The organism is Pseudomonas fragi, from assembly GCF_025426255.1.
GTDB classification, from domain to species: Bacteria; Pseudomonadota; Gammaproteobacteria; order Pseudomonadales; family Pseudomonadaceae; genus Aquipseudomonas; species Aquipseudomonas kulmbachensis.
Map to the genome: position 1 here is coordinate 122,953 of NZ_CP104861.1, position 15,352 is coordinate 138,304.

Genomic DNA, 15,352 nt, shown 5'->3' on the forward strand with positions numbered 1-15,352 from the left:
CTTTCAACGAACCTATAGAAATCGAACAGATGATCAAACAGCATCCTGCACGTATCGAACTCTGGGCCATTATGCGGCTGGCAGGGCCGCTGATCGCCTCGCAGTTGGCTCACATGCTGATGGTGCTCACCGATACGCTGATGATGGCGCGCTTGAGCCCAGAGGCTCTGGCTGGCGGGAGTCTGGGTGCGGCGAGCTATTCGTTCGTATCGATTTTCTGCATCGGCGTGATTGCTGCCGTGGGTACGCTGGTGTCGATTCGTCAGGGCGCGGGCGATATTGAAGGCGCGACCCGGTTGACGCAGGCCGGGTTGTGGCTGGCCTGGGCCCTGGCCCTGGGTGGCGCAGTGATGCTGTGGAATATCAAACCGCTGCTCTTGTTGTTTGGCCAGACGCCCAGCAACGTCGAAGCCGCGGGCCAGTTCCTGCTGCTGTTGCCGTTCGCCCTGCCCGGCTATATGACTTTTATGGCGTTGCGTGGTTTTACCAGTGCGATGGGCCGGGCGACCCCCGTGATGGTGATCAGCCTGATTGGCACGGTGGCCAACTTCTTGCTCAATTACGCACTGATTACCGGCATGTTCGGCCTGCCAAAACTGGGGTTGATGGGGATCGGTCTGGTCACGGCGATTGTGGCGACCTGCATGGCGCTGGGTCTGGCCTGGCATATCCATCGGCATCCGGCCTACGACGCATATCCAATCAGTAAAGGTCTGTCGCGGATTAATCTGACTTATCTACGCGAGCTGTGGCGCCTCGGCCTGCCGATTGGCGGTACATACGCAGTGGAGGTCGGGCTGTTTGCCTTTGCTGCGTTGTGCATGGGCACCATGGGCAGTACGCAACTGGCGGCGCACCAAATCGCGCTGCAAATCGTATCAGTGGCGTTTATGGTGCCTGCGGGCATGTCGTACGCGATCACCATGCGCATTGGCCAGCATTATGGCGGCGGTGATTTGCAGCGGGCACGACTGGCGGGCCGGGTCGGGATCGGCTGCGGCGCGGTGATCATGCTGGGTTTTTCTGTGGTGTTCTGGTTCTTGCCGAGCCAACTGATCGGCCTGTTCCTGGATTACAACGATCCGGCGTTCCGTCCGGTGTTCGAGTTGGCAGTTAGCCTGTTGGCCGTGGCGGCCTGGTTTGAACTGTTTGATGGTGCGCAGACCATTGCCATGGGCGCCATTCGTGGACTCAAGGACGCCAAGACGACCTTTTTGGTGGGGTTGTTTTGCTACTGGGTGATTGGTGCACCGATGGCCTGGATGCTGGCGTTTACCTTCGGCTGGGGCCCGACCGGTGTGTGGTGGGGTTTGGCGCTGGGCCTGGCCTGTGCGTCGGTGAGCCTCACGCTGGCATTCGAGTGGAAGATGCGGCGCATGCTCAAGCAGGAGCGCAAGGCACAGAAAGTCGCGGGCTTGAGCGCGGTGTAGTGTGTAGGGCGTAGCAGCTCCGAAGGAACGAGGCTGCGTTCGGCGGCGTAGCCGTCGCAAAATCAGACACTGCGGTGTGTCAGTTAAATCCAGCTCTCAGGATTTACGGCGACTGCGTCGGGGTGCTGCATCACGCCGAACGCAGCCTCGTTCCTTCAGCAGCTGCTACAGGTCTCTGCCTACAAATTTAGAGTGAAATTGGCACCTGCTGCTGAGCCCCAAGCGTCAAAAACGCTACCAGATCTGTCAGCGGCAGCGGTTTGCTGATGAAGTAGCCCTGGACCTGATCGCAGCCAAAATCCCTTAAAAGAGCCAATTGTTCAGGGGTTTCGACACCTTCGGCGACCACTTCCAGTTTGAGGTTGTGGGCCAGGTTGATCATGGCGTGCACTAGTTTTCGGTTCTCTTCGCGGTCTTCCATGCCGCCAACGAAGCTTTTGTCGATCTTGAGCAACGCAATCGGCAGGCTGTTGAGGTGCACAAACGATGAGAACCCCGTACCGAAATCATCCAGCGAAAAGCGCACGCCGAGTCGGCCCAGGGCATCCATCGTCTGCTTGACCAGGTCACTGCGCCGCATCACGGCTGTTTCGGTCAGTTCAAATTCCAGCCATTGTGCTTCAACCCCGCGCTCGATGATCAGACGGCTAAGCGTCGAGAGCAGTTGGCTGTCCTGAAACTGGCGGAACGACAGGTTAACCGCCATATGCAACGGCTCCAGCCCTTGTTCGCGCAGCGCCTGCATATCACGCAGGGCCCGGGAAATGACCCAGTAGCCCAGCGGCACGATCAGCCCGCTCTGCTCGGCCAGAGGTACGAACTCGCTGGGCGCGAGCAAGCCGCGCTCGCTGTGACGCCAGCGCACCAGCGCTTCCAGCCCGACAATCTGGCCGGTGCCCAGATCCAGGCGCGGCTGGTAATGCAGTTCCAGCTCGTCACGGCGCAGGGCTCGGCGCAGCTCGCTTTCAAGGTCGGCCAGGCTGCGGGCATTACGGTTGATGCGTTCATTGAACACATGAAAAGTGCAGCCTTGGGTGCTTTTGGCTTGCTGCATGGCGATGTGTGCGTGCCACATCAATGGATCTGCCCCGGCATTGGCGCGGGCATGGGCGATGCCCAGGCTGCAGCCGATCAGCAGGCTTTCGCCGTCAATCCAGTAAGGCTCGGCCATTACCTCGGTGATGCGTTCGGCCATCCATTCGGCCCGCTCGGGGGCACGATGGGTGTTGATCAACAGGGCGAACTCATCGCTTCCCAGCCGCGCCAGTTGGTCGCCGGCTTCGAGCTGGCTCTTGAGCCGTGCTACCACTTGCAGGATCAGCCGGTCGCCAGCCTGATGCCCCAGCGCATCGTTGGCGTGACGAAAGTTGTCCAGGTCCAGGTGGCCCAGGGCAATGCCGCGCCCGTCACTTTCGGCCAATCGCACGGCCAGCAGGGTTTGAAAACCCTGGCGGTTGGCGATACCGGTCAAAGGATCTTCTTCGGCCAGGCGCTGCAACGTGTGCTCCAGCAGGCCACGTTCGCGCACATGACGCAGGCAGCGGCGCAGAACATCAGGTGTCAGGCTGGTGCTTACAAGCCAGTCACTGACAGCCTGGGGCATCGTCGCAGGCTCGGCATCAAGCAGCAAAATCGTGGACAAGCTGCAGCGACCCGCTGAAGGCTGCAAGGCCGGGGTGGTCAGGAGTAGCGCATTGCGATCATTCTCGAACAGATGGCTGACAGACTCCCAGTTCGGCGCGCAAATCATGATGGCTGCGCTGCCCATAGGTGCCAGGCACTCGCGCAACAATGCTGCCCAAGATGGTTCTTCGGCCAGTAGCAGAAAACGCAAGGGTTCGACAGGCGTAAACAAGCTTGCTCCCTAGACTCTGCAAAAAATCGGGCGATGGAATTATGACGTGTCAGTAACCAATGGTAATGGCATTGGTTATCAAATACGTGCTGCGGTATTTATGGTAATAGCCGAACGCTAGCCGTTAATACTCTTTGCATCCTGCGCGAAAGTAACAAAAGCGGCAAATTTAGATGATGTGGCATGTCACACCGTCGCACAGAGGCAGCAATATCTGCTCAGCCTGTTAAAATGCCCGCCCTTTTTACACACGACCCCTGATCTCGTTATGTCCCGACTCAATCCCCGGCAGCAAGAAGCCGTGAGCTACGTCGGCGGCCCTCTATTGGTGCTCGCCGGCGCAGGTTCCGGCAAAACCAGCGTGATTACCCGCAAAATCGCGCACCTGATCCAGAACTGTGGCATCCGTGCCCAGTACATCGTCGCCATGACCTTCACCAACAAAGCCGCCCGCGAGATGAAAGAGCGTGTCGGCACCCTGCTCAAGAAGGGTGAAGGCCGAGGCTTGACGGTGTGCACGTTCCACAATCTGGGGCTGAACATCATCCGCAAGGAGCATGCGCGGCTGGGCTACAAGCCGGGGTTTTCGATCTTTGACGAGGCAGACGTCAAAGCGCTGATGACCGACATCATGCAAAAGGAATACTCGGGCGACGACGGGGTCGACGAGATAAAGAACATGATCGGCTCGTGGAAAAACGACCTGATCCTGCCCCCCCAGGCGCTGGAAAACGCGCGCAGCCCTAAAGAACAGACGGCGGCCATTGTCTACACCGCCTATCAGCGCACGCTCAAGGCCTACAACGCAGTGGACTTTGACGACCTGATCCTGCTGCCGGTGAAGTTGTTCGAAGAGCACGCCGACATTCTTGAAAAATGGCAGAACAAGGTTCGCTATTTGCTGGTGGATGAATACCAGGACACCAACGCCAGCCAGTATTTGCTGGTGAAGTACCTGATCGGCAAGCGTAACCAGTTCACCGTGGTGGGTGACGACGACCAATCGATCTATGCCTGGCGTGGCGCGCGCCCGGAAAACCTGATGCTGCTCAAGGACGATTACCCGTCCTTGAAAGTGGTGATGCTGGAGCAGAACTATCGCTCCACCAGCCGTATTCTGCGCTGCGCCAACGTACTGATCTCCAACAATCCCCACGAGTTCGAAAAGCAACTGTGGAGCGAGATGGGCCACGGCGATGAAGTCCGGGTGATTCGCTGTCGCAACGAAGACGCCGAAGCCGAACGCGTTGCCGTCGAAATTCTCACCCTGCACCTGCGTACTGACCGGCCGTACAGCGACTTTGCTATTTTGTATCGCGGTAACTATCAGGCCAAGCTGATTGAGTTGAAGCTGCAACACCATCAGATTCCGTATCGTTTGTCGGGCGGCAATAGCTTCTTCGGACGTCAGGAAGTGAAAGACCTGATGGCTTACTTCCGTCTGATCGTGAACCCGGACGACGACAACGCTTTCTTGCGGGTGATCAACGTCCCGCGTCGTGAGATCGGGTCGACCACGCTGGAAAAGCTCGGTAACTACGCGACTGAACGCAAAATCTCGATGTATGCCGCCACCGACGAAATCGGTCTGGGTGAGCATCTGGACGCCCGTTTCACCGACCGTCTGGCGCGTTTCAAGCGTTTTATGGACCGTGTGCGTCAACAATGCTCGGGTGAAGACCCGATTTCTGCGCTGCGCAGCATGATCATGGACATCGACTACGAGAACTGGCTGCGCACCAACAGCTCCAGCGAAAAGGCGGCGGACTATCGCATGTCCAACGTCTGGTTCTTGGTCGAGGCGTTGAAAAACACCCTCGAGAAAGACGAAGACGGTGGCATGACCATTGAGGAAGCCATCGGCAAGCTGGTACTGCGCGACATGCTTGAGCGCCAGCAGGAAGAGGAAGACGGTGCCGAAGGCGTGCAGATGATGACGTTGCACGCCTCAAAGGGGCTGGAATTTCCTTACGTGTTCATCATGGGCATGGAAGAGGAAATCCTCCCGCACCGCTCCAGCATTGAAGCGGACACCATTGAAGAAGAGCGGCGTCTGGCCTACGTGGGTATTACCCGTGCCCGTGAGACGCTGGCATTTACCTTTGCCGCCAAGCGCAAGCAGTACGGCGAGATCATCGATTGTGCGCCGAGTCGCTTCCTCGATGAGTTGCCGCCGGACGATCTGGCCTGGGAAGGCAACGACGATACCCCCACCGAAGTGAAGGCGGTTCGCGGAAATACGGCATTAGCCGATATACGCGCGATGCTAAAACGCTAGAATTGACTATTTTTTACTCTACCTTCAGCGCATAAGCGCTATTTGAGGACGTTACGTTGGAAGCACTGCACAAGAAAATTCGCGAAGAAGGCATCGTGCTTTCCGATCAGGTTTTGAAGGTCGACGCCTTTTTGAACCATCAGATCGACCCTCAGCTGATGAAAGAAATCGGCGACGAGTTCGCGCGTTTGTTCAAGGATTCGGGCATCACCAAGATCGTCACCATCGAAGCGTCGGGCATTGCTCCTGCCGTGATGACTGGCTTGAACTTGGGTGTACCTGTGATTTTCGCGCGCAAGCACCAGTCTCTGACTTTGACTGAAAACCTGCTGTCGGCCACCGTGTACTCGTTCACCAAGCAGACCGAAAGCACCGTTGCCATTTCCCCGCGCCACCTGCAAAGCAGTGACCGCGTACTGGTGATCGACGACTTCCTGGCCAACGGCAAAGCGTCGCAGGCACTGATTTCGATCATCAAGCAGGCTGGCGCTACTGTGGCAGGCCTGGGCATCGTGATCGAGAAGTCGTTCCAGGGCGGCCGTGCCGAGCTGGACGCACAGGGTTATCGCGTTGAATCATTGGCCCGGGTGCAATCCCTGGCTGGCGGTAAAGTGACCTTTATCGAGTAAACCTGCCGACGGCTGATGCACACCTGTAGCAGCTGTCGAAGGAACGAGGCTGCGTTCGACGACGCAGTCGTCGTAAAACCGGGTACCACGGTGTATCAGGTAAATCCGGGGTTCAGGATTTACGATTGCTTCGCAACCGAACGCAGCCTCGTTCCTACGGCAGCTGCTACAAAACCTTGGTTGCTTGCAACCCTGCCAGCAGCAAGCGCTGATACAGCTCTTCGCGCAGTCCGTCTGGCTGGGCCAGTTGCATGCGCGCCAAGTGCTCGGGGAATGCCTGCGGCGAGGGTGCGTCCAGTGTGGCTTTGCCCAGCTGGTAGATTTGCGTGAGCTTGAATTTGCTCTTGAGCCAATTCAGCGCTCGCAGCAGGTCTTGCTCCTGCGCGCTGAAATCGCTGCCCAGCGGGTATTCCGGGAACAAGTGCGAGTGTCGTGCGGCTATTCCCTGCAAGCGTTCAGGGCTGTTATCGGCAAAACGTGGATCAAGGCAAAAGTCCTTGGGCAGTTTGCCGATTTGTTGCGCCTGCGCGATCAGTTCGGTCTGGAAGCGCGAGTCGGTGATATTGAGCAGCGCTTCGATGACCTTTCGATCGGTTTTACCGCGCAAGTCGGCGATGCCGTATTCGGTGACCACAATATCGCGCAGATGCCGCGGGATGGTGCAGTGACCGTATTCCCAGACAATGTTGGAACTCACATCACCGCCCGATTCACGCCAGCTGCGCAGGATGATCACCGAGCGAGCGTCATGCAGCGCGTGGGCCTGGGCGACAAAATTGTATTGCCCGCCGACTCCGCTGAGCACCCGGCCGTCTTCCAGTTGGTCGGCCACCGCAGCGCCGAGCAAGGTGGCGGTGAAGGCGCTGTTCACAAAGCGGGCATCGCGTCGCTGCAGGCGTTTCAAGTCTTCCTGGCCATACAACTCGTTGATGTAGCTGATGGCGGTCATGTTGAATTCGCAGCGCTTGCTGTGGGGCAGTTCCCGTAGTCGCTGGTAAAAGTCGCGGGGGCCGAGGATAAAGCCGCCGTGGATGCTCACCCCGTCGCTTTGCAGGTTTTCGTCGAGGGTCCCTGCATTGGCCCGGGTTTGCCGTTCCACATCAGGGTAGACCTTGCGCCGTACAATCCCCGCATCGGCCAGTACCATCAGCCCGTGGACAAACATTTCGCTGCAACCATACAAGCCGCGGACGAATGGTTCGACGCCGCCCTGCTGTTCAATCAGGGTGCGCCAGGGCGTGATATCGATCTCGTCGAGCAGGCTGCGATAGCCTTCATTATCGCCCTGACGTGCGAGCAAAGCGGCGCTCAGGGCGTCGCCCATCGAGCCAATGCCAATTTGTAAGGTGCCGCCGTCGCGTATCAGGGTGCTGGCGTGCAAGCCGATAAAGTGATCTTGCAGGGTAACCGGCATATTGGGGGTAGAAAACAGCGTTGTGCGCTCATCTTCGTCGATCAGGAGGTCAAAGTCCTCCACGCCAAGCTCAGAATCACCCGGCATATAGGGCAAGTCACTGTGCACATGACCCACTATCAAGATGGTCTCGCCAGCGTCTCGGCGCTTGGCAATCATGGGCAATAAGTCGAGGGTAATGTCCGGATTGCAGCTCAGGCTCAGGCTCAGGCGTCCTGGCTCTTGTGGATGACGGGCAATGATCTGCGCCACCAGGTTCAGGCCGCAGGCATTGATATCGCGGGCTGCGTGGCTGTAATTGCTGCTGACGTAATCCTGCTGGGCCGCAGGGCTGTTGAGCAGGCTGCCCGGCTGCATAAAGAACTGCTCGACGTGGATGTTTTCGGGCATGCGGTTGTGATGCAGATCGGCGAGGTAATCCAGCTCGATGTAATCGCCAAAAACCTGTTCGATAAAAGGCTCAAGAAACAACCGCTGCAAACCATCTCCGAGCGGCGGGCGGCCGAGGCTCAGGGCGGTGTAGATCGTCAGCTGGCGCTCGGGCAGTTGCCTGATGCGCTGATACAACGCGTTGACGAACCGGTTGGCCTTGCCCAGACCTAACGGCAGGCCAAGGTGAATATGCATCGGTAGACGCGCCAGCACATCATCGACTGCACGCTCGATCGAACAGGACTGCACCATCTGACCCTCCAAAACCATCCGTGTATAGAGATGTGACAGAGAGTGGCCGGTCTTGGTTGCAAAGAGCAAGGGCGCGCAACGGGTCTGTTCAAATCGCAGGCACAAAAAAGCCGCCCATCAGCGGCTTTTTCAGAGAGGATCGGCTTATTTCAAACCGGACATCTTCTCGATTGCACCTTTGAGCTCGTCATCGGTACAGGTCATGCACGTGCCTTTTGGCGGCATGGCGTTGATACCGGTGATGGCCTTGGCCAGGATGCCATCAAGGCCGCCCTGGTGATCGGCGCGCTCTTTCCAGGCTGCGGTGTCACCGATTTTCGGTGCGCCTAACAGACCGGTGCCGTGGCATGCGTTGCAGTGCTTGGCAATGATGTCGTCCGGTGTCATGCCACCGCCGCCGCCCACAGAGGCTGCTACGTCCATCCCTTTGCATTCCTGGCCTTGAACACAGACTTTGCCGACTGGCTCAAGACGTTTAGCGATGTCATCGTTCGTTGCTGCCTGAGCGTTGACAGCCCATAGGGCCAATACTGCTGCTGGTACGGCCAGCATTTTCATAATTAGGTTCACGCGTTCACCCTCAATGGTGGCTATTCACGCCCACAACCACGGTTTCGCGGGCGGCGAAAGTATAACGGTTAGCCCGCCTCTCTGAAACAACCCTAAAGACAAAGGGGGAATAGAGCCGGCGAAATGCATCAATGGGTGCCTCTGCAAACAAGCAGGGCGCCTCTGTTCTTAGAAGTTCGCCGGGGTGGCTGCGCTGATTAGTCGCGCCGCAACGTCGAACGGATTACGGAAACGGTGTGGCTTTGAGCTTTCGAAATAATAGCTGTCGCCTGCTTCGAGCACGAAGGTCTCAAGGCCTACGGTTAACTCTAGGCGACCTTCTACTAAAATCCCGGTTTCTTCACCTTCATGGGTCAACATTTCGTCCCCGGTATCGGCACCCGGTGGGTAAATCTCGTTGAGAAATGCAATGGCCCGGCTCGGATGTGCCTTGCCGACCAGTTTCATGGTCACGGCGCCATCGGAAATGTCGATCAGCTCATTGGCTTTGTAGACAATTTGAGTCGGGTTTTCTTGAAGGATTTCTTCGGAAAAAAATTCGACCATGGAGATGGGAATGCCACTCAGCACTTTTCTCAGGGAGCTTATTGAAGGGCTCACGCTGTTCTTTTCGATCATCGAAATGGTGCTGTTGGTGACGCCCGCACGCTTGGCGAGTTCACGTTGTGACAGGCCTTTCAGTTTGCGGATGGATTGCAGTCGTTCACCGACGTCCAATGCGGGAGCCTCCTAGGGGTCAGATTCAGGTCGAGAAGCCGCCATCATGGCGATAGCGTTCAGTATTTACAACACTTCGACTTCAAACCTGCGTGCCCGGTTGGCCCCGCACTTTGGATACAACCGATCAGCTCCCGGAATAGAGGCGTGGCGCTCGTTTCAGGTTGCAGAAAATCTGGTAAGGAATGGTGTCAGCCTTGGCCGCCACTTCACTGGCGAGGATGTTTTTGCCCCACAACTCCACCGTCGAGCCCAGGCCTGCTTGTGGCACCTCGGTGAGGTCGATGCACAGCATGTCCATCGAGACCCGACCCAGCAATTGGCTGCGTACACCGGCCACCAGGACGGGAGTGCCGGTCGGGGCCTGGCGCGGGTAGCCGTCGGCGTACCCCATGGCCACCACGCCAATACGCATGGGTTTCGGGGTGATGAATTTTGCGCCATAGCCCACTGGCTCGCCGGCAGGCAATTCACGCACGCAGATTACTTTTGACTCCAGGGTCATCACCGGCTGCAGGCGTGATGCAGTGGCCTGGGGCTCTTCAAATGGCGAGGCGCCGTACAGCATCAGGCCCGGTCGTACCCAGTCACTTGGCACGCGTGGCCAGCCGAGCACAGCCGGCGAGTTGCGCAAGCTGATTTCAGCCGTTAAGTCGGCGCGGGCTCCCAGGAACACAGCGACTTGCTCTACGCTGCGGGTGCAATCCAGCTCATCGGCGCGGGCAAAGTGGCTCATCAGCACGATTTTGGCCACGTTGGCGCTGGCTTGCAGGCGCTGGTAAGCGGCTTTGTAGTCGCCCGGGTGCAGGCCGACGCGGTGCATGCCGCTGTCCAGTTTTAGCCATACCTGGATCGGCCTGGCGAGCTTGGCCTGCTCGATTGCGTCGAGTTGCCACAGCGAATGCACCACACACCAGAAGTCGTGTTCGACAATCAGCGGCAGTTCATCAGCTTCAAAAAAACCTTCGAGCAGCAGGATGGGCGCGCGAATATCTCCAGCGCGCAGCTCCAGTGCTTCTTCAATACAGGCGACGGCAAAACCATCGGCGTCAGCCTCAAGGGCCTGGGCACAGCGCACGGCTCCGTGGCCGTAGGCATCGGCCTTGATCACAGCGAGGGCTTTGGCCCCCGTGACTTCACGGGCCAGTTGGTAGTTGTGACGCAGGGCTTGGAGGTCGATCAGGGCACGGGCTGGGCGCATGGCGGCGGGCTTCTAACGGCAATTGAATAAAAAAACGGTGCAAACCCGCAGCGTAAACTGCGTGCTGCACCGCAAGAGGGACTGTTATGTGATCAAAAAGCCTACGCCAGTGCAGCCACGACAGACAGTTCGACCAGAATTTCAGGTTCGCACAGCTTGGCCTCAACGGTAGCGCGGGCCGGTGCGACGCCTTTAGGCAGCCACTGATCCCATACGCTGTTCATGCCGGCAAAGTCGGCATCGATGTCTTTGAGGTAGATGGTGACCGACAGGATGCGGCTTTTGTCGGTGCCCGCCAGGTCCAGCAAGTGCTCGATGTTGGCCAGTGTTTCGCGGGTTTGTTGCTCTACCCCGGCGTTCATGTCGTCACCGACTTGCCCGGACAGGTAAACAGTACCGTTATGGGCAACGATCTGGCTCATGCGTTCATTGGTGAGCTGGCGCTGGATTGCCATGTTTTGCATTCTCCTGGTGGTTGCCGTAGCGGGAAATATCAAGGCCTTCGGCGCTGATTTGTGGGGTCTTTTTGGCCATCACATCCGCCAGGAAACGACCGGAACCGCAGGCCATGGTCCAACCGAGCGTGCCATGACCGGTGTTCAGGAACAGGTTTTTGAATGGGGTCGCGCCCACAATCGGCGTGCCGTCCGGTGTGGTCGGGCGCAGGCCGGTCCAGAAACTGGCCTGGCTCAGATCACCGCCCTGAGGATAAAGGTCGTTGACGATCATCTCCAGGGTTTCGCGTCGACGCGGGTTCAGCGACAGGTCAAAACCGGCGATTTCAGCCATGCCACCAACGCGGATGCGGTTATCGAAACGGGTGATCGCAACCTTGTAGGTCTCGTCGAGAATAGTCGAAGTCGGGGCCATGTCCGAATTGGTAATCGGGATGGTCAACGAGTAGCCTTTGAGCGGATAAACCGGTGCCTTGATGCCCAGCGGCTTGAGCAACTGCGGCGAGTAGCTGCCCAGTGCCAGTACATAGCGATCGGCAGTTTCGAGCTTGCCGTCGATCATCACGCCATTAATACGGTCGCCTGCGTAGTCCAGACGCTGGATATCCTGGCCGAAGCGGAACTCCACACCCAGGTTCTTGGCCATTTCGGCCAAGCGAGTGGTAAACATCTGACAGTCGCCAGTTTGATCATTTGGCAGGCGCAGGGCTCCGGTCAAAATGTCGGTAACATTGGCCAGTGCTGGTTCGACGCGGGCAATGCCAGCGCGGTCGAGTAGTTCGTAAGGCACGCCGGACTCTTTGAGTACGGCGATGTCTTTGGCAGCACCATCCAGTTGTGCTTGGGTACGGAACAGTTGAGTAGTACCCAGGTTGCGGGCCTCGTAGGCGATGCCGGTTTCGGCGCGCAATTCGTCGAGGCAGTCACGGCTGTACTCGGACAGACGAACCATGCGCTCCTTGTTCACGGCATAGCGGCTGGCGGTGCAGTTGCGCAGCATCTGCGCCATCCACAGGTATTGGTCAATACTGGTGGTAGCCTTGATTGCCAGAGGGGCGTGGCGCTCCAGCAACCATTTGATTGCCTTGAGCGGCACACCCGGCGCGGCCCACGGCGAAGCGTAGCCTGGGGACACCTGGCCGGCGTTGGCAAAACTGGTTTCCATTGCAACGGCTGGCTGACGGTCTACGACGACCACATCGAAACCGGCTCGGGCCAGATAATAGGCGCTGGCAGTACCAATAACGCCGCCACCCAATACCATAACTCGCATATTTATATCCCTCATCGCGGCCAGCCGCAGACGTTTATTGTTCAAAGCGAAGATGAGCGCAGTATATGAATCATTGAGTAGTGGAATTCACTGTATAAGCAGCTATATTTGGCGACAATTCTCGGCCAAAACGCTTTTCACGGAGGAGAATCTCCTATGCGTACAAATCATCAAACAAAGCGTGAGTTGGACAAGATTGATCGCAATATTTTGCGCATCCTCCAGGTCGATGGCCGCATCTCGTTTACCGAGCTGGGAGAGAAGGTCGGGCTGTCGACTACGCCCTGCACCGAGCGGGTGCGCAGGCTGGAGCGCGAAGGAATCATCATGGGCTACAACGCCCGGCTCAACCCGCAGCATTTGCAGGGCAGCCTGCTGGTATTTGTTGAAATCAGTCTGGACTACAAGTCTGGCGACACCTTCGATGAGTTCCGACGTGCGGTGTTGAAGTTGCCCCACGTGCTGGAGTGTCATTTGGTGTCGGGAGACTTTGACTATCTGGTGAAAGCACGGATCAGCGAGATGGCTTCATACCGCAAGCTGCTGGGCGACATCCTGCTCAAACTGCCCCATGTGCGTGAGTCCAAGAGCTATATCGTGATGGAAGAAGTGAAAGAGAGCTTGAATTTGCCGATTGCGGATTAACTCAACCCCACAGTCAAACCAGCACCTGGCGTGTACTGGCGATGTATTCATGCACCAGTTTCTCGGCGCTGGGGTGAATCATCTCCACCGGGCGGCGGCCATTGGGGCATGGCAGGGTCGGCGTAGTGCCGAACAGACGACAGATTAACGGACGTTCTTCATACACCGTGCAGCCATTAGGCCCCAGATGCACACAGTTCAGCTCGTCCATCGCGGCTTCCTGCTCGGCGGGGGTCTTGCGTGGCAGCCGGGCCATTTCTTCGGATGAGGTGGTCACAGGCCCGCAGCAGTCATGGCAACCCGGCACGCATTCAAACGAGGGGATTTGTTGCCGCAGAAAGCGGATCTTGTGACTGTTGCAGCTCATCCAGGATTTACCGATTTTCAAAAGGCCATAGAGTTTGCCCTAAAACCCCTACTCTAGACAGCGCCGCCCGGCTGTTCTTGCCCCGCGGGAATGGCCCGGCTTATGCTCCGTCAAATTTTCCACACATCAATAATCAGGATTACCCCCATGAGCGCCCCGGTTCAGCGCAGCCAGCACACCGCCTCTTATTACGCCGCCAGCAGCTTGCCGCAGCCCGATCATCCGGTGCTGCAAGGCGAGTTGGTGGCTGACGTGTGCGTGGTGGGCGGTGGCTTCTCCGGGTTGAACACGGCGCTGGAGTTGGCCGAACGCGGCATGAGTGTGGTCTTGCTCGAGGCTCACAAGATTGGCTGGGGTGCCAGTGGGCGCAATGGCGGCCAGTTGATACGCGGGGTGGGTCATGGCCTTGAGCAATTTGAAGGGGTTATCGGCAAGGACGGCGTGCGGCAAATGAAACTGATGGGGCTGGAGGCGGTGGAAATCGTTCGCCAGCGCGTGGAGCGTTTCAATATCGCCTGTGATCTGACATGGGGCTATTGCGACCTGGCCAACAAACCCCGCGACCTTGAAGGTTTTGCCGAGGAGGCCCAGGAGCTGCGCAATCTGGGCTACCGCCACGAAACCCGCCTGCTGCAAGCCAATGAGGTGCACAGCGTGGTGGGCTCGGATCGCTATGTTGGCGGCTTCATCGATATGGGGTCGGGGCATTTGCACCCGCTAAACCTTGCGTTGGGCGAAGCGGCGGCGGCTGCGCAACTGGGTGTAAAGCTGTATGAACACTCTGCCGTGACCCGTATCGATTACGGCCCCGAAGTGCGGGTACACACGGCGCAGGGCTCGGTGCGAGCCAAAAGTTTGGTGTTGGGTTGTAACGCTTATCTGAAGGATCTCAATCCGCAACTAAGTGGAAAAGTGCTGCCTGCAGGCAGTTACATCATCGCCACCGAGCCGTTGAGCGAAGCCGAGGCTCACGCTTTGCTGCCGCAAAACATGGCGGTGTGCGATCAGCGCGTGGCGTTGGATTACTACAGGTTGTCGGCGGACCGTCGCTTGTTGTTTGGTGGGGCCTGTCATTATTCGGGGCGTGACCCGCAGGACATTGCAGCGTACATGCGTCCAAAAATGCTTGAAGTGTTCCCGCACCTGAAAGACGTAAAAATCGACTATCAGTGGGGCGGCATGATTGGCATCGGTGCCAACCGCTTGCCGCAGATCGGTCGTCTGCCAGACCAGCCCAATGTGTATTACGCGCAGGCGTACTCAGGGCACGGGGTTAACGCGACGCACCTGGCGGGCAAGTTGCTGGCCGAGGCCATCAGTGGTCAGCACAGTGACGGTTTTGACCTGTTCGCCAAAGTCCCGCACATCACCTTCCCCGGCGGCAAATACCTGCGTTCACCGTTGCTGGCACTGGGGATGCTGTGGCATCGGTTGAAAGAGCTGGGTTGACAGTCAGAAGCAAAACTCCATGTTGCGCTGCAAGTCATTGCGTAGCAGCTGCCGAAGGAACGAGGCTGCGTCCGGCAGCTGCTACGGTTCCACCTCAGCATTCACGGCCGCCAAAACGGTTTGCAGCCTTCACGTTGGGCCATTTCGGGGCTCAGGCCTACGTCACGCAGTTGTTGCTCGTCCAGGGTGAGGAGGGCGCGGCGGCTGCGTGCGCGGTGCCAGAACAGGCCCCAGCGTCCAAGCCCGGGCGGGGTGCTTGTGACTTGACGAGCTTCATGCTCGGCCACTAATTGTTGGCTGTGCAGCGTCAGACGGACATCGCTCAAACCATTCATCAGACAGCTCCTTTTGACTCGATTGCTATGAGTCAGCATGATGGCCTTGC

Annotated in this window: 14 protein-coding genes; 5 read left to right on the forward strand and 9 right to left on the reverse strand. The window is 58.0% G+C overall.

Annotated elements, in window-relative coordinates; all coding sequences use genetic code 11:
* The first annotated feature begins 29 nt into the window (after window positions 1-29).
* Window positions 30-1,430 carry a NorM family multidrug efflux MATE transporter gene (locus N7D90_RS00625; RefSeq protein ID WP_261742527.1) on the forward strand — a complete coding sequence of 467 codons (1,401 nt, stop codon included), beginning with the start codon at window positions 30-32 and terminating at the stop codon, window positions 1,428-1,430.
* A gap of 187 nt (window positions 1,431-1,617) precedes the next feature.
* Here the strand turns inward: N7D90_RS00625 and N7D90_RS00630 are convergent, their stop codons facing one another.
* Complete coding sequence (locus N7D90_RS00630; RefSeq protein ID WP_395246962.1) at window positions 1,618-3,180, reverse strand: putative bifunctional diguanylate cyclase/phosphodiesterase; 1,563 nt, start codon at window positions 3,178-3,180, stop codon at window positions 1,618-1,620.
* Between the two features lie 373 nt (window positions 3,181-3,553).
* Here N7D90_RS00630 and rep point away from each other — a divergent pair, with 373 nt between their 5' ends.
* On the forward strand, window positions 3,554-5,563 hold the full coding sequence (rep, locus tag N7D90_RS00635) for a DNA helicase Rep (RefSeq protein WP_261740438.1): 2,010 nt from the start codon (window positions 3,554-3,556) through the stop codon (window positions 5,561-5,563).
* Window positions 5,564-5,619: 56 nt separating this feature from the next.
* Window positions 5,620-6,192 (forward strand): xanthine phosphoribosyltransferase, encoded by a 573-nt coding sequence (locus tag N7D90_RS00640; RefSeq protein WP_133075045.1) that lies wholly within the window; start codon window positions 5,620-5,622, stop codon window positions 6,190-6,192.
* Between the two features lie 166 nt (window positions 6,193-6,358).
* Here the strand turns inward: N7D90_RS00640 and N7D90_RS00645 are convergent, their stop codons facing one another.
* From N7D90_RS00645 to dadA, 6 genes are all read right to left on the reverse strand, one after another.
* Window positions 6,359-8,290: an acetyl-CoA hydrolase/transferase C-terminal domain-containing protein gene (locus N7D90_RS00645; RefSeq protein ID WP_261740439.1), complete on the reverse strand. Its 1,932-nt coding sequence runs from the start codon at window positions 8,288-8,290 to the stop codon at window positions 6,359-6,361.
* 144 nt (window positions 8,291-8,434) lie between these two features.
* Window positions 8,435-8,848, reverse strand: a complete 414-nt coding sequence (locus N7D90_RS00650) for a c-type cytochrome (RefSeq protein WP_261742528.1) — start codon at window positions 8,846-8,848, stop codon at window positions 8,435-8,437.
* 180 nt (window positions 8,849-9,028) lie between these two features.
* A complete protein-coding gene (locus N7D90_RS00655) occupies window positions 9,029-9,577 on the reverse strand; it encodes a cupin domain-containing protein (RefSeq protein ID WP_261740440.1) in 549 nt (182 codons plus the stop codon).
* Window positions 9,578-9,704: 127 nt separating this feature from the next.
* Window positions 9,705-10,778, reverse strand: coding sequence for an alanine racemase (gene alr, locus N7D90_RS00660; protein WP_261740441.1), 1,074 nt, complete (start codon window positions 10,776-10,778; stop codon window positions 9,705-9,707).
* Window positions 10,779-10,879: 101 nt separating this feature from the next.
* Window positions 10,880-11,233, reverse strand: coding sequence for a RidA family protein (locus tag N7D90_RS00665; protein ID WP_261740442.1), 354 nt, complete (start codon window positions 11,231-11,233; stop codon window positions 10,880-10,882).
* A complete protein-coding gene (dadA, locus tag N7D90_RS00670; protein WP_261740443.1) occupies window positions 11,205-12,506 on the reverse strand; it encodes a D-amino acid dehydrogenase in 1,302 nt (433 codons plus the stop codon). Before dadA ends, N7D90_RS00665 begins: the two co-directional genes overlap by 29 nt.
* A gap of 156 nt (window positions 12,507-12,662) precedes the next feature.
* Between dadA and N7D90_RS00675 the strand changes: the two genes are divergently transcribed.
* Window positions 12,663-13,151, forward strand: coding sequence for an Lrp/AsnC ligand binding domain-containing protein (locus tag N7D90_RS00675; RefSeq protein WP_016782681.1), 489 nt, complete (start codon window positions 12,663-12,665; stop codon window positions 13,149-13,151).
* 13 nt (window positions 13,152-13,164) lie between these two features.
* Here N7D90_RS00675 and N7D90_RS00680 read toward each other — a convergent pair whose 3' ends face one another.
* A complete protein-coding gene (locus N7D90_RS00680) occupies window positions 13,165-13,518 on the reverse strand; it encodes a YkgJ family cysteine cluster protein (RefSeq protein WP_261740444.1) in 354 nt (117 codons plus the stop codon).
* 147 nt (window positions 13,519-13,665) lie between these two features.
* Here N7D90_RS00680 and N7D90_RS00685 point away from each other — a divergent pair, with 147 nt between their 5' ends.
* Window positions 13,666-14,967 carry an NAD(P)/FAD-dependent oxidoreductase gene (locus N7D90_RS00685; protein WP_261740445.1) on the forward strand — a complete coding sequence of 434 codons (1,302 nt, stop codon included), beginning with the start codon at window positions 13,666-13,668 and terminating at the stop codon, window positions 14,965-14,967.
* Between the two features lie 101 nt (window positions 14,968-15,068).
* Here N7D90_RS00685 and N7D90_RS00690 read toward each other — a convergent pair whose 3' ends face one another.
* Window positions 15,069-15,302 carry a DUF1127 domain-containing protein gene (locus tag N7D90_RS00690; RefSeq protein WP_261740446.1) on the reverse strand — a complete coding sequence of 78 codons (234 nt, stop codon included), beginning with the start codon at window positions 15,300-15,302 and terminating at the stop codon, window positions 15,069-15,071.
* Window positions 15,303-15,352 lie beyond the last annotated feature (50 nt).

What these genes read in the sequence shown, in the direction of transcription:
- N7D90_RS00690 (WP_261740446.1), bottom strand. Translation starts at nt 15,302, where the DNA reads ATGAATGGTTTGAGCGATGTCCGTCTGACGCTGCACAGCCAACAATTA.
- N7D90_RS00630 (WP_395246962.1), bottom strand. Translation starts at nt 3,180, where the DNA reads ATGATTTGCGCGCCGAACTGGGAGTCTGTCAGCCATCTGTTCGAGAAT.
- N7D90_RS00665 (WP_261740442.1), bottom strand. Translation starts at nt 11,233, where the DNA reads ATGGCAATCCAGCGCCAGCTCACCAATGAACGCATGAGCCAGATCGTT.
- N7D90_RS00680 (WP_261740444.1), bottom strand. Translation starts at nt 13,518, where the DNA reads ATGAGCTGCAACAGTCACAAGATCCGCTTTCTGCGGCAACAAATCCCC.
- N7D90_RS00685 (WP_261740445.1), top strand. Translation starts at nt 13,666, where the DNA reads ATGAGCGCCCCGGTTCAGCGCAGCCAGCACACCGCCTCTTATTACGCC.
- alr (WP_261740441.1), bottom strand. Translation starts at nt 10,778, where the DNA reads ATGCGCCCAGCCCGTGCCCTGATCGACCTCCAAGCCCTGCGTCACAAC.
- N7D90_RS00675 (WP_016782681.1), top strand. Translation starts at nt 12,663, where the DNA reads ATGCGTACAAATCATCAAACAAAGCGTGAGTTGGACAAGATTGATCGC.
- dadA (WP_261740443.1), bottom strand. Translation starts at nt 12,506, where the DNA reads ATGCGAGTTATGGTATTGGGTGGCGGCGTTATTGGTACTGCCAGCGCC.
- N7D90_RS00650 (WP_261742528.1), bottom strand. Translation starts at nt 8,848, where the DNA reads ATGAAAATGCTGGCCGTACCAGCAGCAGTATTGGCCCTATGGGCTGTC.
- N7D90_RS00625 (WP_261742527.1), top strand. Translation starts at nt 30, where the DNA reads ATGATCAAACAGCATCCTGCACGTATCGAACTCTGGGCCATTATGCGG.
- N7D90_RS00645 (WP_261740439.1), bottom strand. Translation starts at nt 8,290, where the DNA reads ATGGTGCAGTCCTGTTCGATCGAGCGTGCAGTCGATGATGTGCTGGCG.
- rep (WP_261740438.1), top strand. Translation starts at nt 3,554, where the DNA reads ATGTCCCGACTCAATCCCCGGCAGCAAGAAGCCGTGAGCTACGTCGGC.